The sequence below is a fragment of the Streptomyces sp. JNUCC 64 genome (assembly GCF_054484115.1).
In genome coordinates this window covers 2507671-2529250 of record NZ_CM137015.1, presented here as the reverse complement: position 1 = coordinate 2529250, position 21580 = coordinate 2507671, and the positions used below count along the sequence as shown (strand labels likewise).

At 71.1% G+C, this 21580-nt stretch carries 15 protein-coding genes, 2 pseudogenes and 1 riboswitch; of the genes and pseudogenes, 10 read left to right on the top strand and 7 right to left on the bottom strand.

The annotated features are described in order from the left end of the window. Positions 1–44: 44 nt before the first annotated feature. Positions 45–461 (bottom strand): annotated as a pseudogene (locus tag ACVWNX_RS10065) (helix-turn-helix domain-containing protein); the annotation flags it as partial. Then, positions 462–890, bottom strand: coding sequence for an IS200/IS605 family transposase (tnpA, locus tag ACVWNX_RS10060; RefSeq protein WP_454413558.1), 429 nt, complete (start codon positions 888–890; stop codon positions 462–464). Positions 891–941: 51 nt separating this feature from the next. Between tnpA and ACVWNX_RS10055 the strand changes: the two genes are divergently transcribed. Further along, positions 942–2156: an RNA-guided endonuclease InsQ/TnpB family protein gene (locus ACVWNX_RS10055; RefSeq protein ID WP_454413557.1), complete on the top strand. Its 1215-nt coding sequence runs from the start codon at positions 942–944 to the stop codon at positions 2154–2156. 33 nt (positions 2157–2189) lie between these two features. On the opposite strand, the pseudogene ACVWNX_RS10050 reads toward ACVWNX_RS10055, so the two are convergent. Then, positions 2190–2852, bottom strand: a pseudogene (locus ACVWNX_RS10050) (DJ-1/PfpI family protein); the annotation flags it as partial. A gap of 92 nt (positions 2853–2944) precedes the next feature. Here ACVWNX_RS10050 and ACVWNX_RS10045 point away from each other — a divergent pair. Then, a complete protein-coding gene (locus ACVWNX_RS10045; RefSeq protein ID WP_454413556.1) occupies positions 2945–3142 on the top strand; it encodes a hypothetical protein in 198 nt (65 codons plus the stop codon). Between the two features lie 14 nt (positions 3143–3156). Here the strand turns inward: ACVWNX_RS10045 and ACVWNX_RS10040 are convergent, their stop codons facing one another. The 3 genes from ACVWNX_RS10040 to ACVWNX_RS10030 form a co-directional block, all read right to left on the bottom strand. After that, a complete protein-coding gene (locus ACVWNX_RS10040; RefSeq protein ID WP_454413554.1) occupies positions 3157–4206 on the bottom strand; it encodes a ribonucleotide-diphosphate reductase subunit beta in 1050 nt (349 codons plus the stop codon). Beyond that, positions 4197–6626 (bottom strand): ribonucleoside-diphosphate reductase subunit alpha, encoded by a 2430-nt coding sequence (locus ACVWNX_RS10035; protein ID WP_454413553.1) that lies wholly within the window; start codon positions 6624–6626, stop codon positions 4197–4199. The genes ACVWNX_RS10040 and ACVWNX_RS10035 overlap by 10 nt, the downstream gene beginning before the upstream one ends. A gap of 157 nt (positions 6627–6783) precedes the next feature. Next, a riboswitch (cobalamin riboswitch) is annotated at positions 6784–6861 on the bottom strand. Between the two features lie 691 nt (positions 6862–7552). Next, positions 7553–8329: a GntR family transcriptional regulator gene (locus ACVWNX_RS10030; protein ID WP_454413552.1), complete on the bottom strand. Its 777-nt coding sequence runs from the start codon at positions 8327–8329 to the stop codon at positions 7553–7555. Between the two features lie 284 nt (positions 8330–8613). On the opposite strand from ACVWNX_RS10030, the gene ACVWNX_RS10025 reads away from it, so the two are divergent. The 4 genes from ACVWNX_RS10025 (at position 8614) to ACVWNX_RS10010 (ending at position 13389) form a co-directional block, all read left to right on the top strand. Continuing rightward, the gene (locus ACVWNX_RS10025; RefSeq protein ID WP_454413551.1) at positions 8614–9894 is read left to right on the top strand and encodes an extracellular solute-binding protein; all 1281 of its coding nucleotides are present in this window, start codon (positions 8614–8616) and stop codon (positions 9892–9894) included. A 163-nt stretch (positions 9895–10057) separates the two neighbouring features. Beyond that, positions 10058–11074: a carbohydrate ABC transporter permease gene (locus tag ACVWNX_RS10020; RefSeq protein ID WP_454413550.1), complete on the top strand. Its 1017-nt coding sequence runs from the start codon at positions 10058–10060 to the stop codon at positions 11072–11074. Next, positions 11071–11901, top strand: a complete 831-nt coding sequence (locus ACVWNX_RS10015) for a carbohydrate ABC transporter permease (RefSeq protein WP_454413549.1) — start codon at positions 11071–11073, stop codon at positions 11899–11901. Before ACVWNX_RS10020 ends, ACVWNX_RS10015 begins: the two co-directional genes overlap by 4 nt. Positions 11902–11907: 6 nt before the next feature. After that, the gene (locus ACVWNX_RS10010) at positions 11908–13389 is read left to right on the top strand and encodes a glycoside hydrolase family 3 protein (RefSeq protein ID WP_454413548.1); all 1482 of its coding nucleotides are present in this window, start codon (positions 11908–11910) and stop codon (positions 13387–13389) included. A 140-nt stretch (positions 13390–13529) separates the two neighbouring features. On the opposite strand, the gene nagB is transcribed toward ACVWNX_RS10010, so the two are convergent. Beyond that, a complete protein-coding gene (gene nagB / locus ACVWNX_RS10005) occupies positions 13530–14315 on the bottom strand; it encodes a glucosamine-6-phosphate deaminase (RefSeq protein ID WP_454414696.1) in 786 nt (261 codons plus the stop codon). 516 nt (positions 14316–14831) lie between these two features. Between nagB and ACVWNX_RS10000 the strand changes: the two genes are divergently transcribed. The 4 genes from ACVWNX_RS10000 (at position 14832) to ACVWNX_RS09985 (ending at position 21309) form a co-directional block, all read left to right on the top strand. Next, positions 14832–15905: an SIS domain-containing protein gene (locus ACVWNX_RS10000; protein ID WP_454413547.1), complete on the top strand. Its 1074-nt coding sequence runs from the start codon at positions 14832–14834 to the stop codon at positions 15903–15905. 286 nt (positions 15906–16191) lie between these two features. Beyond that, on the top strand, positions 16192–16959 hold the full coding sequence (locus ACVWNX_RS09995) for a sulfite exporter TauE/SafE family protein (protein ID WP_454413546.1): 768 nt from the start codon (positions 16192–16194) through the stop codon (positions 16957–16959). A 439-nt stretch (positions 16960–17398) separates the two neighbouring features. Further along, entirely contained in the window at positions 17399–18874 is a 1476-nt protein-coding gene (locus tag ACVWNX_RS09990) for a sensor histidine kinase (protein ID WP_454413545.1), read from the top strand. A gap of 215 nt (positions 18875–19089) precedes the next feature. Continuing rightward, positions 19090–21309, top strand: coding sequence for an NADP-dependent isocitrate dehydrogenase (locus ACVWNX_RS09985; protein WP_454413544.1), 2220 nt, complete (start codon positions 19090–19092; stop codon positions 21307–21309). Positions 21310–21580: the final 271 nt, after the last annotated feature.

Genomic DNA, 21580 nt, shown 5'->3' with positions numbered 1-21580 from the left:
TTCCGGGCCGCTCACGTCGCCCGCGCCCCCTGGAGACGACCCGGTCAGCCGGTCGTCTCCAGGGGGCGCGGGCCCCGGAAGGTGCGCCGGTAGGCGTGCGGGGTGGTGCCGAGGACCCGCAGGAAGTGGTGACGCAGCGTGGCGGCGTTCCCGAAGCCCGCCCGGCCCGCCACCGCGTCCACCGTCTCGTCCGTCTCCTCCAGCAACTCCTGCGCCAGTAGAACCCGTTGGCGCAGTAGCCAGCGGTACGGGGTGGTCCCCGTCTCCTGCCGGAACCGCCGGGCGAACGTCCGCGGCGACATATGGGCCCGCCCGGCCAGCTCCTCCACGGTCACCGCGCGGTCCAGATGGCGCTCCATCCCTGATCTTGCGTGGGTATCCCCGGCTTCAGCCGGGAGGGAAGCGCATCCTCGGGTCGGAGGCGCGCAGCGCCGGAGTTCGCTGCGTCTCTGTGGTGACGGTCAGGTAGGCCGCTTCTGGCCCTCGATGTACTGGCGGACGATGCTGAGCGGTGCACCGCCGCACGACCCGGCGAAGTAGGAGCGGGACCAGAAGGCGGAGCTCAGCCCGATGTGGTTGATGCGGTTGGTGTACTCGGCGCGCAGGTATCGGGAGCTGACGCCCTTCAAGCTGTTGATCAGCTTCGACAAGGCCACTTTGGGCGGGTAGTGCACGAGCAGGTGAACGTGATCGCGCTCGCCGTTGAACTCCTTCAGCTCCGTCTCGAAGCTGCCGCATACCTCCCGCATGATCTCCTCGCACCGCTTCAGCATGTCGTCGTCGAAGACGTCTTTGCGATACTTGGTTACGAACACCAAGTGTGCGTGCAGGCTGTAGGCAACGTGGCGGCCAGTGCGGATATCGGGTTTTGGTTCCCAACGGGGTGACATACACCAAGAGTAGTATGATCGCCGAAGCCAGACCGGAAGGGGGTGGGCCGAATGATCCGTGCGTACAAATTCCTCATGCGGCCCACCGTGAACCAGTCCGCCGCGCTCGGCGAGATGCTGCGCGATCACTGCTCGCTCTACAACGGCGCGTTGCAGGAACGCCGGGACGCCCACCGGCACGCCTCCAGGACAAGCATCAAGTACGGACAGCAGTCCGCGCAGCTCAAGGACATCCGGGCGTTCGACCCGGAACGTCAGGGCCGCTGGTCGTTCTCCTCGCAGCAGGCGACGCTGCGCCGCCTGGACAAGGCGTTCGCCGCGTTCTTCCGCCGGGTCAAGGCCGGGCAGGCGCCCGGCTACCCGCGCTTTAGGGGACAGAACTGGTTCGACACGGTCGACTTCCCCAAGGACGGCGACGGCTGCCGCTGGGACTCCACCCCTCACGACCCCGTCACTCGCGTCCGTTTCCAGGGTGTCGGGCACGTCAAGGTCAACCAGCATCGGCCGGTGGTCGGCAAGGTCAAGACTGTGTCGGTCAAGCGCGAGGGACGCAAGTGGTACATCGTGCTGACCGCTGAGCAGCCCCAGCCCGAGCCGCTTCCAGCGATCGGGAGCGTGGTCGGCATCGACATGGGCATAGCAAGCTTCCTGACCACCTCCAAGGGTGAGCACGTACCCAACCCGCGCCACGGCCGGAAGGCCGCCGCGAAGCTGGAAGCCGCACAGCAAGCCTTGTCGAAGTTCCCCCGTATCCGGCGCGACCGCCGCACCAAGAACCACCAGCGGGCCGTGACGAAAGTTGCCGACCTGCACCGCAAGGTCCGCCGTCAGCGCCTTGACCACGCGCACAAAACCGCGCTCGGCCTGGTCCGCGAACACGACCTGATCGCGCATGAAGACCTCAAGATCCGCAACATGGTCAAGACCCCCGCACCGAAGCCCGACCCCGGACAGCCTGGCGGCTTCCTGCCCAACGGAGCCGCCGCAAAGGCCGGACTCAACTACTCGATCTCGGATGCCGGATGGAGGGTGTTCCTCGCGATCCTGAACGCCAAGGCTGAAAGAGCCGGACGGGAAGTTGTCGCCGTGGACCCCCGCAACACCTCCCGGCGGTGTCCCGAATGCGGGCACACCGCGAAGGAGAACCGGCCCACACAGGAGAAGTTTCACTGCCTCGCCTGCGGCCACACCGCGCACGCTGACGTCGTAGGTGCTCTCAACGTTCTACGGGCCGGGCTGGTCCGTCGCGACGCCAACCCGGCATAGCGAGAAGCCCCCACGTTTACGTGGAGGAGGAGTCACCCACACCAGCACCTCGCCGACCGTGTCGTACGGGGCGGTCGGCATCGGCCGCTTCACGTACTGCGCCTGTCCGCCGTCGCGGTGCGGCGGCACCACCATCCGCCGGGCGATGGCGTTGGCCACCTCGGAGCCGTGCTCCTGGCGGACGATGTGCAGACAGGAGTCGATCCCGGCGGCCGACCCGGCCGAGGTGATCACCGGGTGCTCGTCCACGTACAGCACGTCCCGCTCCACCCGGGCCCGGGGATGGCGTACGGCGAGTTCGTCGGCGTGCCGCCAGTGGGCCGCGCAGCGGCGGCCGTCGAGCAGTCCGGCCGCGCCGAGCACGAAGACCCCCGAGCAGACCGAGAGCACCCGGGCGCCCCGGTCGGCGGCCTCGCGCAGCGCGTCGAGCAGCGGCGCGGGGAACTCCCGGCTGCCGTAGGACTCGCCCGCCGGGAGCGCGATGAGATCGGCCTCCGCCAGCCGTTCCAGGCCGTGTTCCACCCGGACCGTGAAGCCCGCGTGGGTGCTCAGCACCGGGCCCTCGGCGGAGACCACCGCGAAGTCGTAGACGGGCAGCCCCTGATCGCTCCGGTCGAGGCCGAACACCTCGCAGACCACGCCCAGTTCGAAGGGGTGCACCCCGTCCAGGAGCACCACCGCCACGTTCTCCAGCATGGCGTCAGTGTGCGCGGGCCCTGGCAGGAAGTCGAGGGTGCATGGCACTTCCGCCACTGCCGGACGGGCCCTCCCGGGCGGATCGTGGAGGCATGACCACACTCCTGGACTACCTCGTCGTCACCTTCGTCCTCGCCCTCCTCGTGGGCCCCGCCCTCCCCGGTCACCTGCGGGAACTCCGGATCGACCGCGAACTGCGGGCCGCCCGGGACGGAAGACCGGAGCCGGAAACGGAACGGTCCGGCACTCCCCTAGGAGTGCCGGACCGTTCGCCGGGTCTGGCGGCCTGAGCCCGTCGGACCGACTAGAAGTCGTCGTCGAAGCCGACCGTGCCCTCCACCGCCACCTGGTAGGCGGAGGGGCGGCGCTCGAAGAAGTTCGTCAGCTCCTGGACGCCCTGCAGCTCCATGAACGCGAACGGGTTCTCCGAGCCGTACACCGGGGCGAAGCCGAGCCGCTGGAGGCGCTGGTCGGCCACGCACTCCAGGTACTCGCGCATCGACTCGGTGTTCATACCGGGCAGTCCGTCCCCGCACAGGTCGCGCGCGAACTGCAGCTCGGCCTCCACGGCCTCCCGCAGCATGTCGGTGACCTGCTGCTGGAGCGCGTCGTCGAACAGCTCCGGCTCCTCCTTGCGGACCGTGTCCACGACCTCGAAGGCGAAGCTCATGTGCATGGTCTCGTCACGGAACACCCAGTTGGTGCCGGTCGCCAGGCCGTGCAGCAGCCCCCGCGAGCGGAGCCAGTACACATAGGCGAACGCCCCGTAGAAGAAGAGGCCCTCGATGCAGGCGGCGAAGCAGATCAGGTTCAGCAGGAACCGGCGGCGGTCCGCCTGGGTCTCCAGCCGGTCCAGCTTCTCCACCGAGTCCATCCACTTGAAGCAGAACTCGGCCTTCTCGCGGATGGAGGGGATGTTCTCCACCGCGGCGAACGCGGCGGCCCGGTCGTCCGGGTCGGGGAGGTAGGTGTCGAGCAGCGTCAGATAGAACTGGACGTGCACGGCCTCCTCGAAGAGCTGGCGCGACAGGTACAGCCGCGCCTCCGGGGAGTTGATGTGCTTGTACAGCGTCAGGACGAGGTTGTTGGCGACGATCGAGTCGCCGGTGGCGAAGAACGCCACCAGCCGTCCGATCATGTGCTGCTCGCCCGGCGACAGCTTGGCGAGGTCGGCCACGTCCGAGTGGAGGTCGACCTCCTCCACGGTCCAGGTGTTCTTGATCGCGTCCCGGTAGCGCTCGTAGAAGTCCGGGTAGCGCATCGGACGCAGGGTCAGCTCGAAGCCCGGGTCCAGCAGGTTCTGCGGACGGCGGCCGGGGGCGGACGACTGGGCGGGGACGGTGGTCACTGGCATGCCTCGCAGGACTCGGGGTTCTCCAGGGAGCAGGCGACGGCGTCCGCGTCGGGCGCGGCCTGCTGCACGGGGATCGGGGTGGGGGTGCGCTCGGCGGCGGACGAACCGGCCGCGCGGGCGATCCGGGTCGCCGGACGGGAGCGCAGGTAGTACGTGGTCTTCAGCCCGGCCTTCCACGCGTAGGCGTACATCGAGCTGAGCTTGCCGATGGTCGGCGTCTCCAGGAACAGGTTCAGCGACTGCGACTGGTCCAGGAACGGGGTGCGGGCGGCGGCCATGTCGATCAGGCCGCGCTGCGGGATCTCCCACGCGGTGCGGTACAGCGCCCGCGTCTCCTCGGGGATCCAGGGGAAGTCCTGCACCGAACCGCTGGAGTCGCGCAGCGCCTCCCGGGTCCGCGCGTCCCAGACGCCCAGCTCCTTGAGGTCCCGCACCAGGTACGAGTTGACCTGGAGGAACTCCCCGCTCAGCGTCTCCCGCTTGAACAGGTTGGAGACCTGCGGCTCGATGCACTCGTAGACGCCCGCGATGGACGCGATGGTGGCGGTCGGCGCGATGGCGAGCAGCAGCGAGTTGCGCATCCCGGTCACGGCGATCCGCTCGCGCAGCGCCGCCCAGCGCTCCGGCCAGTGCGGCTCGACCCCGTAGTGGTCGGGGTGCAGCACGCCCCGGGCGGTGCGGGTCTTCTCCCAGGCGGGGAAGGTGCCGGCCCGCTCGGCCAGGTCGGCGGAGGCCTCGTAGGCGGTGAGCATGATCCGCTCGGCGATCCGGGTGGACAGCGTCCGGGCGGCCTCGGAGTCGAAGGGCAGCCGCAGCCGGAAGAACACGTCCTGGAGGCCCATGGCGCCCAGGCCCACCGGCCGCCAGCGGGAGTTGGAGCGGCCCGCCTGCTCGGTCGGGTAGAAGTTGATGTCCACCACGCGGTCGAGGAAGGTCACCGCGGTGCGCACGGTGGCGTCCAGCCGCTCCCAGTCGATGGCCTGGTCCGGGTCGGAGCCGGGCGCCCCGGTGACGAACGCGCCCAGGTTGACCGAGCCGAGGTTGCAGACCGCGGTCTCGCCGTCGTCGGTGACCTCCAGGATCTCCGTGCAGAGGTTGGAGGAGTGGACGGTGTGGCCGGGCTCGGCGGTCTGGTTGGCGGTGCGGTTGGCGGCGTCCTTGAAGGTCATCCAGCCGTTGCCGGTCTGGGCCAGGGTGCGCATCATCCGGCCGTACAGGTCCCGCGCGGGCATGGTCTTGCGGGCCAGGCCGCGCTTCTCGGCGTCCCGGTAGGCGGCGTCGAAGGCGTCGCCCCACAGGTCCACCAGCTCCGGCACGTCCGCCGGGGAGAACAGCGACCACTGGCCGTCCTCGGCGACCCGGCGCATGAACTCGTCGGGCACCCAGTGCGCGAGGTTCAGGTTGTGGGTGCGCCGGGCGTCCTCGCCGGTGTTGTCCCGCAGCTCCAGGAACTCCTCGATGTCGGAGTGCCAGGTCTCCAGGTAGACGGCCGCCGCGCCCTTGCGACGACCGCCCTGGTTGACGGCGGCGACGGAGGCGTCGAGGGTCTTGAGGAAGGGGACGATGCCGTTGGAGTGGCCGTTGGTGCCCCGGATCAGCGAACCCCGGGAGCGGATGCGGGAGTAGGAGAGCCCGATGCCGCCCGCGTGCTTCGAGAGCCGCGCGACCTGGTGGTAGCGGTCGTAGATGGAGTCCAGCTCGTCCTTGGGGGAGTCCAGGAGGTAGCAGGAGGACATCTGCGGGTGGCGGGTGCCGGAGTTGAACAGGGTGGGCGAGGACGGCAGGTAGTCGAGCCGGCTCATCAGCCCGTACAGCGCGGCGACCTCGTCCACCGAGCGGTCGCCGTCGTCCGCCGCCAGTCCGCTGGCGACCCGGAGCAGGAAGTGCTGCGGGGTCTCCACGACCTTGCGGGTGATCGGGTGGCGCAGCAGGTAGCGGCTGTGCAGGGTGCGCAGTCCGAAGTAGCCGAAGCGGTCGTCGGCGGCCGGGTCGATCAGGGCGTCCAGCCGGGCGGAGTGCTTGGCGACGAAGTCGGCGGTGCGGTCCGCGATCAGGCCCTCGCGGTGGCCGGTGGCGACCGACCCGGAGAAGGCGCGCACCCCCTGGGAGGCGGCCTCGGCGGCGATGGTGAGGGTGAGCAGCCGGGCGGCGAGCCGGGAGTAGGCGGGGTCCTCGGAGATGAGTCCGGCGGCGGCTTCGGTGGCCAGTTCGCGCAGTTCGGCCTCGTCGGCGCGGGCGGAACGGCCGCGCAGCGCCGCGGCGGCGACCCGTCCGGGGTCGGCGTCGGGGAGATCGGCGGTGAGGTCGGTCAGGGTCCGCAGCAGCGCGGCCCCGGGGCCGTCGGTCCGCTCGGCACCCGGTCCCGTCTCGTTCGCGGGGACCTCGACGGCTGACGCCGGATCGGCTGGCGCGATGGTCACAGGAAGCTCTCCCTCGCTCGGCACGGGCGACGGGGAAGCGGGCGCGGGCACGCGGGCGCGCCGCCCGAAGGCGGTACGCCGCGTCCACCGGCCCAGTCCACGAGGCCCGGACGTCTCATCTCCACCCGGACCGGTCGGAACGGGGGCGCCACCGGCAGGTCATCGGACTCGGGGGTGTGCGAAAGCACACCGATCACACCGTTGCGGGACAGTTCCGGATTCGCACCGGATTCCCCTGGGGTGGCGGCGAGCACGAGCATACATCTTGTGTTGGGCCCCGATACGGAGCCCACATGTTGTGTCTGTGTGGCGCACGGCACGCCACGCCCGAAGGGCGGGAACACCCCTCGGGCGACCGCGTACGCGCCCCCCGGCGACGGCCGTCGGGGGCGTCCGCAGGGCTCCGGAGGGGGCGTGGAGGGGCGTACGGGACGGGGTCGGGGGCCGATCGCGCGGACGCCCGGCCGAGGGCCGCCACCGGCGTTCCGTGGACTTCCCGGTGCGCACCGGGAGGGCGTGCGACGCCGGAGGGAAACCTCCGGGAGGTCGGGAACGTCCCGGTGTGTCCGTATGGAAGTCGGGCCGCGCTCCAGGGGATTCGTCACACCGGGTGAGCGGCGGGAGGGTTCCGGCGCTGCCGACAAAGGTCCAGACAACTCGCCCGCGAGGGCCCTCCGGGGCGGCCTACGCCAATCGGCGGGCCGCCGTCCACCGGGTGGGGGTGGGGCTCCTGGGGCAGTGGGGGGAGGGGTGTCGCGGGGGGTGATAGGGCGCGTTTTCCGGCCGGGGGCGCGGGGGCGCGGGGGTCCGGGGGCGCGGGGACTACGGGGCGCGATGGCGCGGATGCGGATGCGGATGCGGAACCCGGCACGGGGAGCCGGGTCGGGGCCGGGGGCGCGCCCCGGCCCCGGTGGAGGGGCGGCGGGTCAGTCCTGGGGGCGCTTGAGACGGGCCACGAACTTGTAGCGGTCGCCCCGGTAGACCGAGCGCACCCACTCCACGGGGCGGCCCTCGCCGTCCACCGAGTGGCGGGAGAGCATCAGCATCGGCAGCCCCACGTCCGTGCTGAGCAGCCCGGCCTCGCGCGGGGTGGCCAGGGAGGTCTCGATGGTCTCCTCCGCCTGCGCGAGGTGGATGCCGTAGACCTCGGCCAGCGCGGTGTACAGGGAGGTGTACTTCACCAGGGAGCGGCGCAGCGCCGGGAAGCGCTTGGCCGACAGGTGCGTGGTCTCGATCGCCATGGGTTCGCCGCTCGCCAGCCGCAGCCGTTCGATCCGCAGCACCCGGCCCCCGGCCGTGATGTCCAGCAGCCCGGCGAGCCGGTCGTCGGCGGTGATGTACCCGATGTCGAGCAGCTGGGAGGTCGGCTCCAGCCCCTGGGCCCGCATGTCCTCGGTGTAGGAGGTGAGCTGGAGGGCCTGGGCGACCTTGGGCTTGGCGACGAAGGTCCCCTTGCCCTGGATGCGTTCCAGTCGGCCCTCGACGACGAGTTCCTGGAGAGCCTGGCGTACCGTGGTGCGGGAGGTGTCGAACTCCGCCGCGAGTGTCCGTTCCGGAGGGACCGGGGTGCCCGGTGTCAAGGTGTCGGTCATGTCGAGCAGGTGCTTCTTCAACCGGTAGTACTTCGGTACGCGGGCGGTCCGGCCCGGGGTCGCCGTTTCCGTCGTCGCGGACGTCCCCATCCGGGTAACCTCGCTGGCCATCGTCCGCCTTTCCGGCTGTCGTGCTGCTGCCGCCACCGGCTCCTCCGTCCGTAGCGGCTCACATCGTGGCACGGGGTGCCCGGAGTGAGCCGAGCCCCCTCAGGTGTCGGTCCGATAACGGACGTGACAGCCCTTCTTATACACCCTTGACACCCCTAAAGGTCTAGGCCAAGCTCCGGGTACTGGTCTACACCATTAAAGGCCAGGTCCCAGTCCCACGAGCAGTTTCTCGCTGTAGTCATTCGCTCTGGGTGGTGGGGGGTAGGCATCCTGAGGAGGGTGACGTGAAGCGCAAGCTCATCGCGGCGATCGGTGTCGCGGGCATGGTGTTCTCGGTTGCGGCGTGCGGCAGCGACAAGGACGAGGACAAGAAGAGCTCGGGTGGCTCGGACAACAAGGGCAAGACGATCACCGTCTGGTCCATGGACGGCTCCACGCCGGACGCCTGGAAGAAGGCCGTCGCGGCCGACTTCGAGAAGAAGACCGGTGCCAAGGTCAAGTTCGAGACCCAGGTCTGGAACGGCATCCAGCAGAAGATCACCACGGCGCTCTCCGAGTCCACCCCGCCGGACGTCATCGAGATCGGCAACACCCAGACCCCCGCCTACGCCGCCACCGAGGGCCTCGCCGAGCTGGACGACGTCAAGAGCGAGGTCGGCGCCGAGTGGACCGAGGCGCTGAACGCGTCCTCGATCTACGAGGGCAAGCAGTACGCCGTGCCGTGGTACTTCGCCAACCGCGTCGTCCTCTACAACAAGAAGATCTGGGCCGAGGCCGGTCTGAAGGACACGCCCAAGACGCGTGACGAGTTCTTCGACGCCCTCGACACCATCGAGAAGAAGACCAAGGCCGAGCCGCTGTACATGGCCGGTCAGAACTGGTACTTCCTCGACGGCCTGATCATCGGCAAGGGCGCCGACCTGGTGAAGAAGGAAGGCGACAAGTACGTCTCCAACCTGTCCGACCCGAAGGTCGGCGAGGCGATGGAGCTGTACAAGAAGTACGCCGACTACTCCAAGGCCCCCAAGGACAAGGACGAGGCCACCCCGCAGCAGGCCGACGTCTTCGCCAAGGGCAAGACGGCCGCCTTCATCGGCAACGCCTCCGAGGCCGGCATCGCCATCAAGGCGAACCCGGACATCGAGGGCGACATCGGCTACTTCACCATCCCGGGTGAGACGGCCGACAAGCCGGAGAGCGTCTTCCTCGGCGGCTCCAACCTCGCCGTGCCGCTGCGCAGCAAGAACACGGACCTCGCCAAGGAGTTCCTGAAGATCGCGCTCGCCGACGAGCACCAGATCGAGTTCTCCAAGCTGCAGGGCTTCACCCCGAACAAGGCCTCGCTGCTGCCCAAGGTCAAGGGCGCCAACGCCGGCCTGGACGCCGCCGCTCCGGCCGCCGCGTTCGGTGGCACCACCCCGCTGATCCCCGAGTGGGCCGCGGTCGAGAACATCCCGAACCCGATCAAGGACTACATGACGGCCGTCCTGAACGGTAAGTCGCACGCCGACGCCGCGAAGGAAGCCGACAAGGAGATCAACGAGCGTCTCGCCAAGAAGAGCTGACTCGCTCCGCGCCCCGGTGGCGGCGGGCCCGGCGACCAGAAGGACACCGTGAGGTGACCTGAGGAGAAGACCGGCCCGCCGCCCCCGGGCGCACCGGTGTGTGCCCCCCGAGGGCGGGGCGAGCACCCGTATCGAACGTACGGCCACGGAAGAGACGGCGACGATGTCAGTGCAGACCGAGCAAGCGGACGCGGGCGGGGTGTCCGGCGTCCAGAAGGGCGAGGCTCCACCGCCTCGCGGCGCGGGGAGCGCCACCAAGAACGGCGGGGGCGGCCAGAGACGGCCCAAGACACGCGGTTCGTTCACCCCTTATGCCCTGCTGCTGCCAGCGACGGTCGTCACCATCGTGCTGCTCGGCTGGCCGCTGGTGAAGAACGGCATGCTGTCGTTCCAGAACCTCAACCCCAAGCAGCTGATCCTCCGTCTGACGGAGTGGAACGGGGTCGAGAACTACAAGGAGACGCTCGGCAACGACGAGTTCTGGCGGGTCGCCGCCCGCTCGTTCGTCTTCACCGCCGCCAACGTCGTCCTGATCATGGTGCTCGGCACCCTGATCGGCCTGCTGCTCGCCCGGCTCGGCAAGCGGATGCGCATCGTCCTGCTGCTCGGCCTGGTGCTCGCCTGGGCCATGCCGATCATCGCGGCCACCACGGTCTTCCAGTGGCTGTTCGCCCAGCGCTTCGGCGTCATCAACTACGTCTTCGTGCAGCTCGGTTTCGAGGGCATGGCCGACCACAACTGGCTCGGCACCCAGTTCTCGACCTTCGCCGTGGTCACGCTGCTGATCGTCTGGCAGTCGATCCCGTTCGTCGCGATCAACCTCTACGCGGCGACCACCACGATCCCGCGCGAGCTCTACGAGGCCGCGGCGCTGGACGGCGCCGACTCCGTGAAGATCTTCCGGACGGTGACCTTCCCGTTCCTGAAGCCCTTCCTGTGGGCCACGCTCTTCCTCGAGGTCATCTGGGTCTTCAAGTCCTTCGCCCAGGTCTTCGCCATCAACGAGGGCGGTCCCAACCGCATGACCGAGACCCTCCCGGTGTACGCGTACATCGAGGGCTTCGGCAACCAGCACTTCGGCATGGGCGCCGCGATCTCGATCCTGACGATCCTGATCCTGCTGCTCCTGACCGCCTACTACCTCCGCACGGTGCTCAAGCAAGAGGAGGACGAGCTGTGAAGCGCTCCTTCCTGGGCCGCATCTGGCCCAACGCCACGGCTGTCTTCCTCGTCGCGGTCTTCGTCTTCCCGGTGTACTGGATGTTCGCCACGGCCTTCAAGAAGGCCAGCGACATCGTCACCGACACCCCGGTCTGGTTCCCGTCCAGCCCCACGTTCGAGCACTTCAAGACCGCCTCGGAGGCCGAGGGGTTCTGGACGCTCGTCCGCAACTCGCTCACGGTCACCGTCCTCGCGGTCACCCTCTCCCTGCTCATCGCCCTCTTCGCGTCCTTCGCGCTCGCCCGGATGCGCTTCAAGGGACGCCGTGGCTTCATCCTCGCGGTCATGATCGCGCAGATGGCGCCCTGGGAGGTCATGGTCATCGCGATCTACATGATCGTCCGTGACGCGGAGATGCTGAACAGCCTGGTCCCGCTGACCATCTTCTACATGGTCATGGTGCTGCCCTTCACCATCCTGACGCTGCGCGGCTACGTCGCCGCGGTGCCGAAGGAGCTGGAGGAGTCCGCCATGGTCGACGGCTGCACCCGTGGACAGGCCTTCATCAAGGTCATCTTCCCGCTGCTCGCCCCCGGTCTGATGGCCACCTCGCTGTTCGGGTTCATCACGGCCTGGAACGAGTTCGCGATGGTCCTGATCCTCAACAAGGACCTCGAGTCCCAGACGCTCCCGATCTGGCTCTCCAGCTTCCGGACCACCTTCGGGGACGACTGGGGCGCCACCATGGCCGCGTCCAGCATCTTCGCCATCCCGGTCCTGATCCTCTTCGTGTTCCTCCAGCGCAAGGCAGTCAGCGGCCTCACCGAAGGCGCAGTGAAGGGATAACCCCCGATGACGACGCTCGCCACCACCGACACCCTCACCAGGGACGCGCTCACCGTCCTCCAGCCCGGCTTCCCCGGCACCAGCGCACCCGACTGGCTGCTGCGCAGGCTCGGCGAAGGACTCGCGGCCGTCGGACTGTTCGGCCGGAACATCCACACCCCCGAACAACTCGCCGCACTCACCGCGCAACTGCGCGCGGAGCGGGGCGACGTACTCGTGGCCATCGACGAGGAGGGCGGTGACGTCACCCGGCTGGAGGTCGGGGACGGCTCGTCCTTCCCGGGCAACCTCGCGCTCGGGTCGATCGACGACACCGACCTCACCCGTGCGGTCGCCCACGAACTGGGCCGCCGCCTCGCCGAGTGCGGGGTCAACCTCAACTGGGCGCCGTCCGCGGACGTCAACGCCAACCCCGACAACCCGGTCATCGGCGTCCGGTCCTTCGGGGCCGACACCGACCTGGTGGGGCGGCACACCGCCGCCTACGTCGAGGGCCTCCAGGCCGCCGGGGTCGCGGCGTGCACCAAGCACTTCCCCGGCCACGGCGACACGGCGGTGGACTCGCACCACGCGCTGCCCCGCATCGACGTGGACCTGGACACCCTGCGCGCCCGTGACCTGCCGCCGTTCCTGGCGGCCATCGCGGCCGGCACCCGGTCCGTGATGAGCGCCCACATCCTGGTGCCCGCGCTCGACCCGGAGCGCCCCGCCACGCTGTCCCGCCGCATCCTGACGGGCCTGCTGCGCGAGGAGCTGGGCTACGACGGGCTGATCGTCACCGACGGCATGGAGATGCAGGCCATCGCCGGGACGTACGGCATCGAGCGCGGCAGCGTGCTCGCCATCGCGGCGGGCGCCGACGCGATCTGCGTCGGCGGCGGGCTCAACGACGAGGACACCGTCCTGCGACTGCGGGACGCGCTCGTCGCCGCCGTGCGCACCGGTGACCTCGCCGAGGAGCGACTCGCCGACGCGGCCGCCCGGGTGCGGGCGCTGGCCGCCTGGACCGCCGCCGCGGCGCGGGCCGAGCAGGCCCGCACCGACATCGGCCTGGTCGCCGCCCGGCGCGCGCTGACGGTGACCCGGGGCGCGGCGTACTCCGGTCCCGTGACCGGCTCGCCGTTCGTGGCCACGTTCACCCCGGTCGCCAACATCGCGGTCGGGGACGAGACCCCGTGGGGCGTCGCCACCGAGCTGCGCGCGCTGCTGCCCGGCACCGAGGGCGAGGGCTTCAGCGGAGACTCGTCCGGCGAGGCCGCGCTGAAGGCGGCCGGGGACCGGCGGATCGTCGCCGTGGTCCGGGACGCGCACCGCCACCCGTGGATGCGCGAGGCCCTCGACACGCTGATCGCCGCCCGGCCGGACACGGTCGTGGTGGAGATGGGCGTCCCGCAGTCGGCTCCCGTCGGGTCGCTGTACGTGGCCACCCACGGTGCCGCGCGGGTGTGCGGGACGGCCGCCGCCGAGGCGCTCACCACCACCCACTGATAAGCCAGACCCCCGTGCCGAGTTGGGGCTCGGTACGGGGGCCTGTACCCGCGTGACGCGAAAAGGCGCCGGGCCCCCTCCTGCGAGGGGGCCCGGCGCCTTTTCGGATTGCCGGACGAGCGACGAGCGGGGGAGGCCGCTCAGATGCCCTGCCAGTCGGGCTTGTTGGCGTAGGTGTGCCGGAAGTACCCGGCGAGCTTCAGCTTGGAGGCGGCGGCCTCGTCCACCACGACCGTGGCGTGCGGGTGCAGCTGGAGCGCGGAGGCCGGGCAGACCGCGGCGACCGGGCCCTCGACGGTCGCGGCGACCGCCTCGGCCTTGCCCTCGCCGGTGGCGAGCAGCACCAGGTGGCGGGCCTCCAGGATGGTCCCGATGCCCTGGGTGATCACATGGTGCGGGACCTGCTCGATGTCGTCGTCGAAGAACCGCGCGTTGTCGACGCGGGTCTGCTCGGTGAGCGTCTTGATCCGGGTGCGGGAGGCGAGCGAGGAGCAGGGCTCGTTGAACCCGATGTGCCCGTCGGTGCCGATGCCGAGCAGCTGGAGGTCGACTCCGCCGGCGGCGGTCAGCGCGGCCTCGTAGGCGGAGCAGGCGGCGGCGATGTCCCGAGCGGTCCCGTCGGGCCCGAGGAACGCCTCGGCGCTGATCCCGAGGGGCTCCAGCACCTCCTTGCGGAGCACCGAGCGGTAGGACTCGGGGTGCTCGGCGGGCAGTCCGACGTACTCGTCGAGCTGGGCTATCCGCGCCCGGGAGACGTCCGCCTCACCACCGCGGACCTTGGCCTCCAGCGCGCGGTAGACGGGGAGCGGGGTGGAACCGGTGGCGACGCCGAGGACCGCTTCGGGCTTGCGCCGCAGCAGCGCGGCCATGGCCTCGGCGATGAGCTCGCCGCCTGCCGCCGCGTCGGGGACGATCACAACTTCCACGCTGGGCCTGCCGATCTGGAGTACGTGCACGGACGGGAGTACGACATGGTGGTATAGACCAATCTAGCAGAATCGCCCCGCCGCGCGGGGGTTCGGCGGGTGTGGTAGGGGAGAACGCGGCGCCGGGTGGGGGCGGGGGTGGGAACGGGAGGTGGCGGTGAGGACGGGCGCGCCCGGGGCGGGACGGCGGGTGCGGCGGGGTGTGCGGGGTTGGTGGGAACGGGGGGCGGTGGTGAGGGCGGGGGCGAGGGCGCGTCCGGGGCGGGACGGCGGGCGCGGCGGGGGGACCGTCCCCGGGCGGCTGACGGGACGCTGACAGGCCGCCGACGGGCCGGGCCGGGGCCATCGACGGGTCCCGACCGGCCGCTCCAAGGGCTCGACGGGCCGCCGACGGGTCGGAACGGGCCGTCGGCGGGGCTCCGACGGGCCGCTCCGGGCGGCGCCGGACGCGCCGGGGGAGTGCAATGGGAACGGGGCCGCCGCCCCGGGAGCCGTCCACCACCGGAGGAGAGCCGCATGACCGCCACGCACCCCGTCGACCCGCAGCGCGAGCGGCCCGGCCGGATCATGTCCCACGAGATGGCCGAGCAGCCCGCCGTGCTGCGCCGCATCCTCGACACCGGGGCGCCCGGGGTGTTCCGGACGGCCGGGCTGATCGCCGCCCGCCGTCCCCGGTTCGTCCTGCTCACCGCCCGGGGCACCTCCGACAACGCGGCCCTCTACGCGAAGTACCTGCTGGAGATCCGGCGCGGGCTGCCCTGCGGCCTCACCTCGATGTCCACCACCACCGCCTACGGGGCCCGCCCCGACCTGCGGGACGTCCTGGTCATCACGGTCAGCCAGTCCGGCGGCTCGCCCGACCTGGTGGCCTCCACCCGGGCCGCCCGGGAGGCCGGGGCGATCACCCTGGCCGTCACCAACAACCCGGACTCCGCGCTCGCCGCCGTCTCCGAGTTCCACCTGGACATCATGGCCGGGGCCGAGCGCGCGCTGCCCGCCACCAAGACGTACACGGCCTCCCTGCTGACCCTGTACCTGTTCACCGAGGGGCTCGCGGGCGGCGACGGCGGCGCCGCCCTGCCGCTGCCCGAACTGGCGGCCCAACTCCTCGGACGCCAGCCGGAGATCCGCGCCCTGGCCGCCCGCTACCGGTTCGCCGAGCGGATGGTGATCACCTCCCGGGGGTACGGCTACCCCACCGCCAAGGAGGCCGCCCTCAAGCTGATGGAGACCAGCTACATCCCCGCCCTGTCCTACTCGGGCGCCGATCTGCTGCACGGCCCGCTGGCCATGGTCGACAACATCTCCCCGGTGATCGCCGTGGTCACCGCGGGCCGGGGCGGCGAGGCCCTGCAACCCGTCCTCGACCGGCTCCGGGGCCGGGGCGCCGACCTCGTCGTCATCGGGCCGCGCGCCCAGGTGGAGGCCGCGTCCGCCGGGTTCGTCCTGCCCACCGACGACGTCCCCGAGGAACTCCAGCCGATCCTGGAGATCATCCCGCTGCAACTGCTCGCCTACGAGGTCACCATCGCCCGGGGCCAGGACCCGGACGCCCCGCGCGCCCTCGCCAAGATCACCGAGACCCGCTGAGGGCGGGGGTCGGGGGCCGCCGAGCGACGGGGCCGCCCCTGGCCCGTCCCCGGTACCCGCCCCAGTTCCCGTTACCCGGCCCCTGGCCCGCCCCCCCGTACGGTCCCGTCCGCCCCCGTCCGGTCCCTCCCGGTCTCGCCCTCTGGGCCGCTCCCGACTCCGAGGGGGCCTCCGGATAGCGTCACTCCATGATCCCCCTGTCCCGGCCGTCCCCGCCCCCGCCTCCGTCCCGTCCCGGCTTCCGCCCCCGTGGCCCGCGCCGCACGCCCCGGGGGGAGGCCACCCCGTGACGCTCTGGGAGATGCTCGCGGTGCTCGCCGCCGGAGCGGGCGCCGGGGCCATCAACGCCGTCGTGGGCTCCGGCACCCTCATCACCTTCCCGGTGCTGCTCGCGGTGGGCCTGCCGCCCGTCACGGCCACCGTCTCCAACGGCCTCGGGCTGGTCCCGGGTTCGCTCAGCGGCGCCTTCGGCTACCGCCGGGAGCTGGCCGGACAGCGCGCCCGGGTGCTGCGGCTCGGGATCGTCACGGCGATCGGCGCCACCGCCGGGGCCGCGCTGCTGATCACCCTGCCGCCGTCCGCGTTCGAGACGGTGGTGCCGGTGCTGGTCGCGCTGGCGCTGGCGCTGGTCGTCCTCCAGCCACGCATCAGCCGCGCGGTCAAACGCCGCCACGAGCGCGCGGGCTCCCGGCCGCACCCGGAGGGCGGCCTTCCGCTGCTCGTCGGGATGGGGCTGGCCAGCGTCTACGGGGGCTACTTCACGGCCGCGCAGGGGATCGTCTACCTCTCCCTGATGGGCACCCTGATCGACGACACCCTGCAACGGCTGAACGCCGTGAAGAACGTCCTGGCCGCCATCGTCAACGGGGTGGCCGCGGTGTTCTTCCTCTTCGTCGCGGACTTCGACTGGACGGCCGTGCTGCTCATCGCGGTCGGCTCCACGTTCGGCGCGCTGGCCGGAGCGGCGGTCGGACGGCGGGTCAGTCCGGGCGTGCTGCGCGCGGTGATCGTGGTCGTGGGCACCTGCGCCCTGGTCCAGCTGATCGTCCGCTGACCGGCCCCGGTTCCGCCCCGCCCCGGCCCCTCCGGACCGCCCCGGCCGATCATTTTCGGCCAGCGGTCCCGGCCGTCCGACAAACATCGGTGAACGCATGGACAGACGCGAATGGTCTAGTCCACAATGAAAAACGATGGACCTCCGGGGACTCCCCGGGACCACCATTCCGTTCTCCCCGCACAGGAGGACGGTCGAGGAACCGGCGCTCTCTGCCCTGACTGCACCGGCTCCTCACCCAACGGCCGACCGGGACCGCACACCCGCCGGCCGGGATTGCTCCGGGCTGCGGTGCCGGGAGGGTTGAGGGTCCCTCCCAGGCACCGTGGCCCGCGGGTCTTCCCGGAGCCGGTCGGCACGGCCACCGCCCGCCACGCCCCTCCGCTCAGGACGACGCCATCAGGGGGCCGTCGCGATCCGGCCAGGTACGCTCGCAGACGTGCCCTCCATGAACGATCTCGTACGCCAGCACACCGCCCTGTCCGACACGGACCTGGAGTGGCTCCATCTGCTGGTCTCGGAGTGGCAGCTGCTCTCCGACCTCTCCTTCGCCGACCTGGTCCTGTGGGTCCCCACCCGCGACGGCACCCGCTACGTCTCCGTCGCCCAGATGCGGCCCAACACCGGCCCCACCTCGTACCAGGACGACATGGTCGGCCACCTCGTCCCGCGCGGCCGCCGCCCCCTGCTGGACGTCGCCCTCGACGAGGGACGCATCGTCCGCGAGGGCGACCCGGAGTGGCGCGAGGAGGTCCCGGTCCGGGTCGAGTCGATCCCCGTCAGCCGGGAGGGCCGGGTCCTGGGCGTCATCGCCCGCAACACCAACCTGCTCACCGTGCGCACCCCGTCCCGCCTGGAACTCACCTACCTCCAGAGCGCGTCCGACCTGGCCCAGATGATCGCGGCCGGCTCGTTCCCCTTCCCGGACCAGCAGGTGGACATGGACGCCTCGCCCCGGGTCGGCGACGGACTGATCCGGCTGGACGCCGACGGCAGCGTCCAGTACGCCTCCCCCAACGCGCTCTCCGCCTACCACCGCCTCGGCCTCGCCGCCGACCTGGTCGGCCACCACCTGGGCACCACCACCGCCGAACTCGCCCCCTCCCGGGGCCCCGTGGACGAGGCCCTGGTCACCATGGCCAGCGGCTGGGCCCCCCGGGAGTTCGAGATCGAGGGCAACGGGGGAGTGATCCAGCTCCGCGCGATCCCCCTCAAGCCCAAGGGCCCCCGCATCGGTTCGCTGATCCTGCTGCGCGACGTCACCGAACTGCGCCGCCGCGAACGCGAACTCATCACCAAGGACGCCACCATCCGGGAGATCCACCACCGGGTGAAGAACAACCTCCAGACGGTGGCCGCGCTGCTGCGCCTCCAGGCCCGCCGCATCGAGTCCGAGCGCGGCCGGGCCGCCCTGGAGGAGGCGGTGCGCCGGGTCGGCTCCATCGCCATCGTCCACGAGACCCTCTCCCAGAACCTCGACGAGCGCGTCGAGTTCGACGAGATCGCCGACCGGGTCCTCGCGATGGTCGCCGAGATCTCCCCGGGCAAGGTCACCGGCCGCCGCTCGGGCCGCTTCGGCATCCTGGACGCGGAGGTGGCCACCCCGCTCTCCATGGTGCTCACCGAGGTCCTCCAGAACGCCCTGGAGCACGGTTTCGGCCCCCAGGACACCGGGACGGTCGAGGTGTCCGCGGTGCGCGGCGGAACGCTCCAGCAGGCGCGGCTGCTGGTCACCGTGCAGGACGACGGGGTCGGGCTGCCCGAGGGCTTCGACCCGCACCGCTCCGGGAACCTCGGCCTCCAGATCGTCCGCACCCTGGTCGAGGGCGAACTCGGTGGCACCTTCGACATGCTCCCCGGCCCTGAGGGCGGTACCCGGGTCACCCTCGACCTCCCGGTCCACCCCCGGCAGTGACCGCCCGGCGGGGACGGCCCGCCCCCGCCGGGGAGCGACGGTCCGCTCCCGGCGGTGACCGGGAGTGACAACCGACCCTCCCGGTGACCGCGCGATGACCGGTCCGGCACCCGATACGCGCCACCGGGGGGCCGAAAGTGCCGGGGCGGTGTCAGCCGGTCCCCGTCACGAGATATCTTGATGTCAAGACGATGTAGACGTGAAGCGGAGTATCGGTGACTGACTCGACCATCATCTATACGCACACTGACGAGGCTCCGGCCCTGGCGACGCACTCGTTCCTGCCCGTGGTGCGGGCGTACGCGGCGACGGCGGGGATCAACGTCGAGAGCCGTGACATCTCCCTGGCCGGGCGGATCATCGCCAGCTTCCCCGAGTACCTGGAGGAGGCCCAGCGCATCGACGACGCGCTCGCCGAGCTGGGAGAGCTGGCCAAGCGGCCCGAGGCCAACATCATCAAGCTGCCGAACATCTCGGCCTCCATCCCGCAGCTCAAGGCCGCCGTCGCGGAACTGCGCGAGCAGGGCTACGCGCTGCCGGACTACCCGGACGACCCGAAGACCGACGAGGAGCGGGAGATCCGCGCCCGGTACGACAAGGTCAAGGGAAGCGCCGTGAACCCGGTGCTGCGCGAGGGCAACTCGGACCGCCGTGCCCCCGCCTCGGTGAAGAACTACGCCAAGACCCACCCGCACCGCATGGGCGCCTGGACCTCCGAGTCCAAGACCAACGTGGCGACCATGGGCGAGAACGACTTCCGCTCCACCGAGAAGTCCACGGTGATCGCCGAGGCGGGCTCCCTCCGCATCGAGCTGGTGGCCGAGGACGGCACCACTACCGTGCTGCGCGAGTCGGTCCCCGTCCAGGCGGGCGAGGTCGTCGACGCCTCCGTGCTGCGCGTCGCCGCGCTGCGCTCGTTCCTGACCGAGCAGGTGGCCCGGGCCAAGGCCGAGGGCGTGCTGTTCTCGGTGCACCTCAAGGCCACGATGATGAAGGTCTCCGACCCGATCATCTTCGGTCACGTGGTGCGCGCCTTCTTCCCGAAGACGTTCGAGCGGTACGGCGCCACGCTGGCCGCCGCCGGACTCTCCCCGAACGACGGCCTGGGCGGCGTCCTCAAGGGCCTGGAGGCCCTGCCCGAGGGTGCCGAGATCAAGGCGTCCTTCGACGCGGAGCTGGCCGAGGGCCCGGCGCTGGCGATGGTCGACTCCGACCGCGGCATCACCAACCTGCACGTCCCGTCCGACGTCATCGTCGACGCCTCCATGCCCGCCATGATCCGGACCTCCGGTCACATGTGGGGCCCGGACGGCCAGGAGGCCGACACCCTCGCCGTGCTGCCCGACAGCAGCTACTCGGGCGTCTACCAGGTCGTCGTCGACGACTGCCGCGCCCACGGCGCCTACGACCCGTCGACCATGGGCTCGGTCCCGAACGTCGGTCTGATGGCGCAGAAGGCCGAGGAGTACGGCAGCCACGACAAGACCTTCGAGGTCGCGACCGCCGGTACGGTCCGCCTCGTCGACCAGAACGGCCAGGCCGTCCTGGAGCAGGCCGTCTCCGCCGGGGACGTCTTCCGCGCCTGCCAGACCAAGGACGCCCCGGTCCGCGACTGGGTCAAGCTCGCGGTCACCCGCGCCCGCGCCACCGGTGACCCGGCGGTGTTCTGGCTGGACGAGACCCGCGCCCACGACGCGCAGCTCATCGCGAAGGTCAACGCGTACCTTCCGGAGCACGACACCGAGGGCCTGGACATCCGGGTGCTCTCCCCGGTCGAGGCGACCAAGCTCTCCGTGGAGCGCATCCGCCGGGGCGAGAACACCATCTCGGTCACCGGCAACGTGCTGCGCGACTACCTGACCGACCTCTTCCCGATCCTGGAGCTGGGCACCAGCGCCAAGATGCTGTCGGTGGTCCCGCTGATGGCGGGCGGCGGTCTGTTCGAGACGGGCGCGGGCGGTTCGGCCCCCAAGCACGTCCAGCAGCTGGTGAAGGAGGACTACCTGCGCTGGGACAGCCTGGGCGAGTTCTTCGCGCTGGCGGCCAGCTTCGAGCACCTCGCGCAGGTCACCGGCAACGCCCGGGCCCAGGTCCTCGCCGACACCCTCGACCGCGCGACGGCGACCTTCCTCAACGAGGACAAGTCCCCGACCCGCCGCGTCGGCGGCATCGACAACCGCGGCAGCCACTTCTACCTCTCCCTGTACTGGGCGCAGGAGCTGGCCGCGCAGACCGTCGACGCCGAGCTGGCCAAGGCGTTCGGCCCGCTCGCCGAGACGCTGACCGAGCGGGAGTCGACGGTCGTCGGCGAACTGGTGGCGGTCCAGGGCAAGCCCGTCGACATCGGTGGCTACTACCAGCCCGACGTCGTCAAGGCGGCGGCCGTGATGCGTCCGTCGAAGACGTTCAACGAGGCGATCGCCAGCCTCGGCTGACCGACCGGCCCACCGGCTTCCGGGAGGGTTCCCGGCCGTCCCCGTGACGCGCCGGGCACCCGTCCGGACGGCTTCCCGGCCCCGCCAGGCTCCGGCCCGGCGGGGCCGGAACCGTTCCGGCCCCCATCGGGGCGCTGACGGAACGGTCCGTCCGCACGACGCGACGGCGGCCGTCCCGCCCCCGTCGACCGGTCCGACCGGATCGACGGGGGCGGGACGGCCGCCGTCATCGCGTGAGCCCCCGGAACCTGTGCGGTTCCGGGGGCTCACG

Excerpts from the sequence above, each read along its gene's own strand:
- tnpA (WP_454413558.1), bottom strand. The coding sequence starts at position 890 with ATGTCACCCCGTTGGGAACCAAAACCCGATATCCGCACTGGCCGCCAC.
- ACVWNX_RS10030 (WP_454413552.1), bottom strand. The coding sequence starts at position 8,329 with ATGGCCAGCGAGGTTACCCGGATGGGGACGTCCGCGACGACGGAAACG.
- ACVWNX_RS10010 (WP_454413548.1), top strand. The coding sequence starts at position 11,908 with ATGACGACGCTCGCCACCACCGACACCCTCACCAGGGACGCGCTCACC.
- ACVWNX_RS10055 (WP_454413557.1), top strand. The coding sequence starts at position 942 with ATGATCCGTGCGTACAAATTCCTCATGCGGCCCACCGTGAACCAGTCC.
- ACVWNX_RS10020 (WP_454413550.1), top strand. The coding sequence starts at position 10,058 with ATGTCAGTGCAGACCGAGCAAGCGGACGCGGGCGGGGTGTCCGGCGTC.
- ACVWNX_RS10040 (WP_454413554.1), bottom strand. The coding sequence starts at position 4,206 with ATGCCAGTGACCACCGTCCCCGCCCAGTCGTCCGCCCCCGGCCGCCGT.
- ACVWNX_RS10000 (WP_454413547.1), top strand. The coding sequence starts at position 14,832 with ATGACCGCCACGCACCCCGTCGACCCGCAGCGCGAGCGGCCCGGCCGG.
- ACVWNX_RS10045 (WP_454413556.1), top strand. The coding sequence starts at position 2,945 with ATGACCACACTCCTGGACTACCTCGTCGTCACCTTCGTCCTCGCCCTC.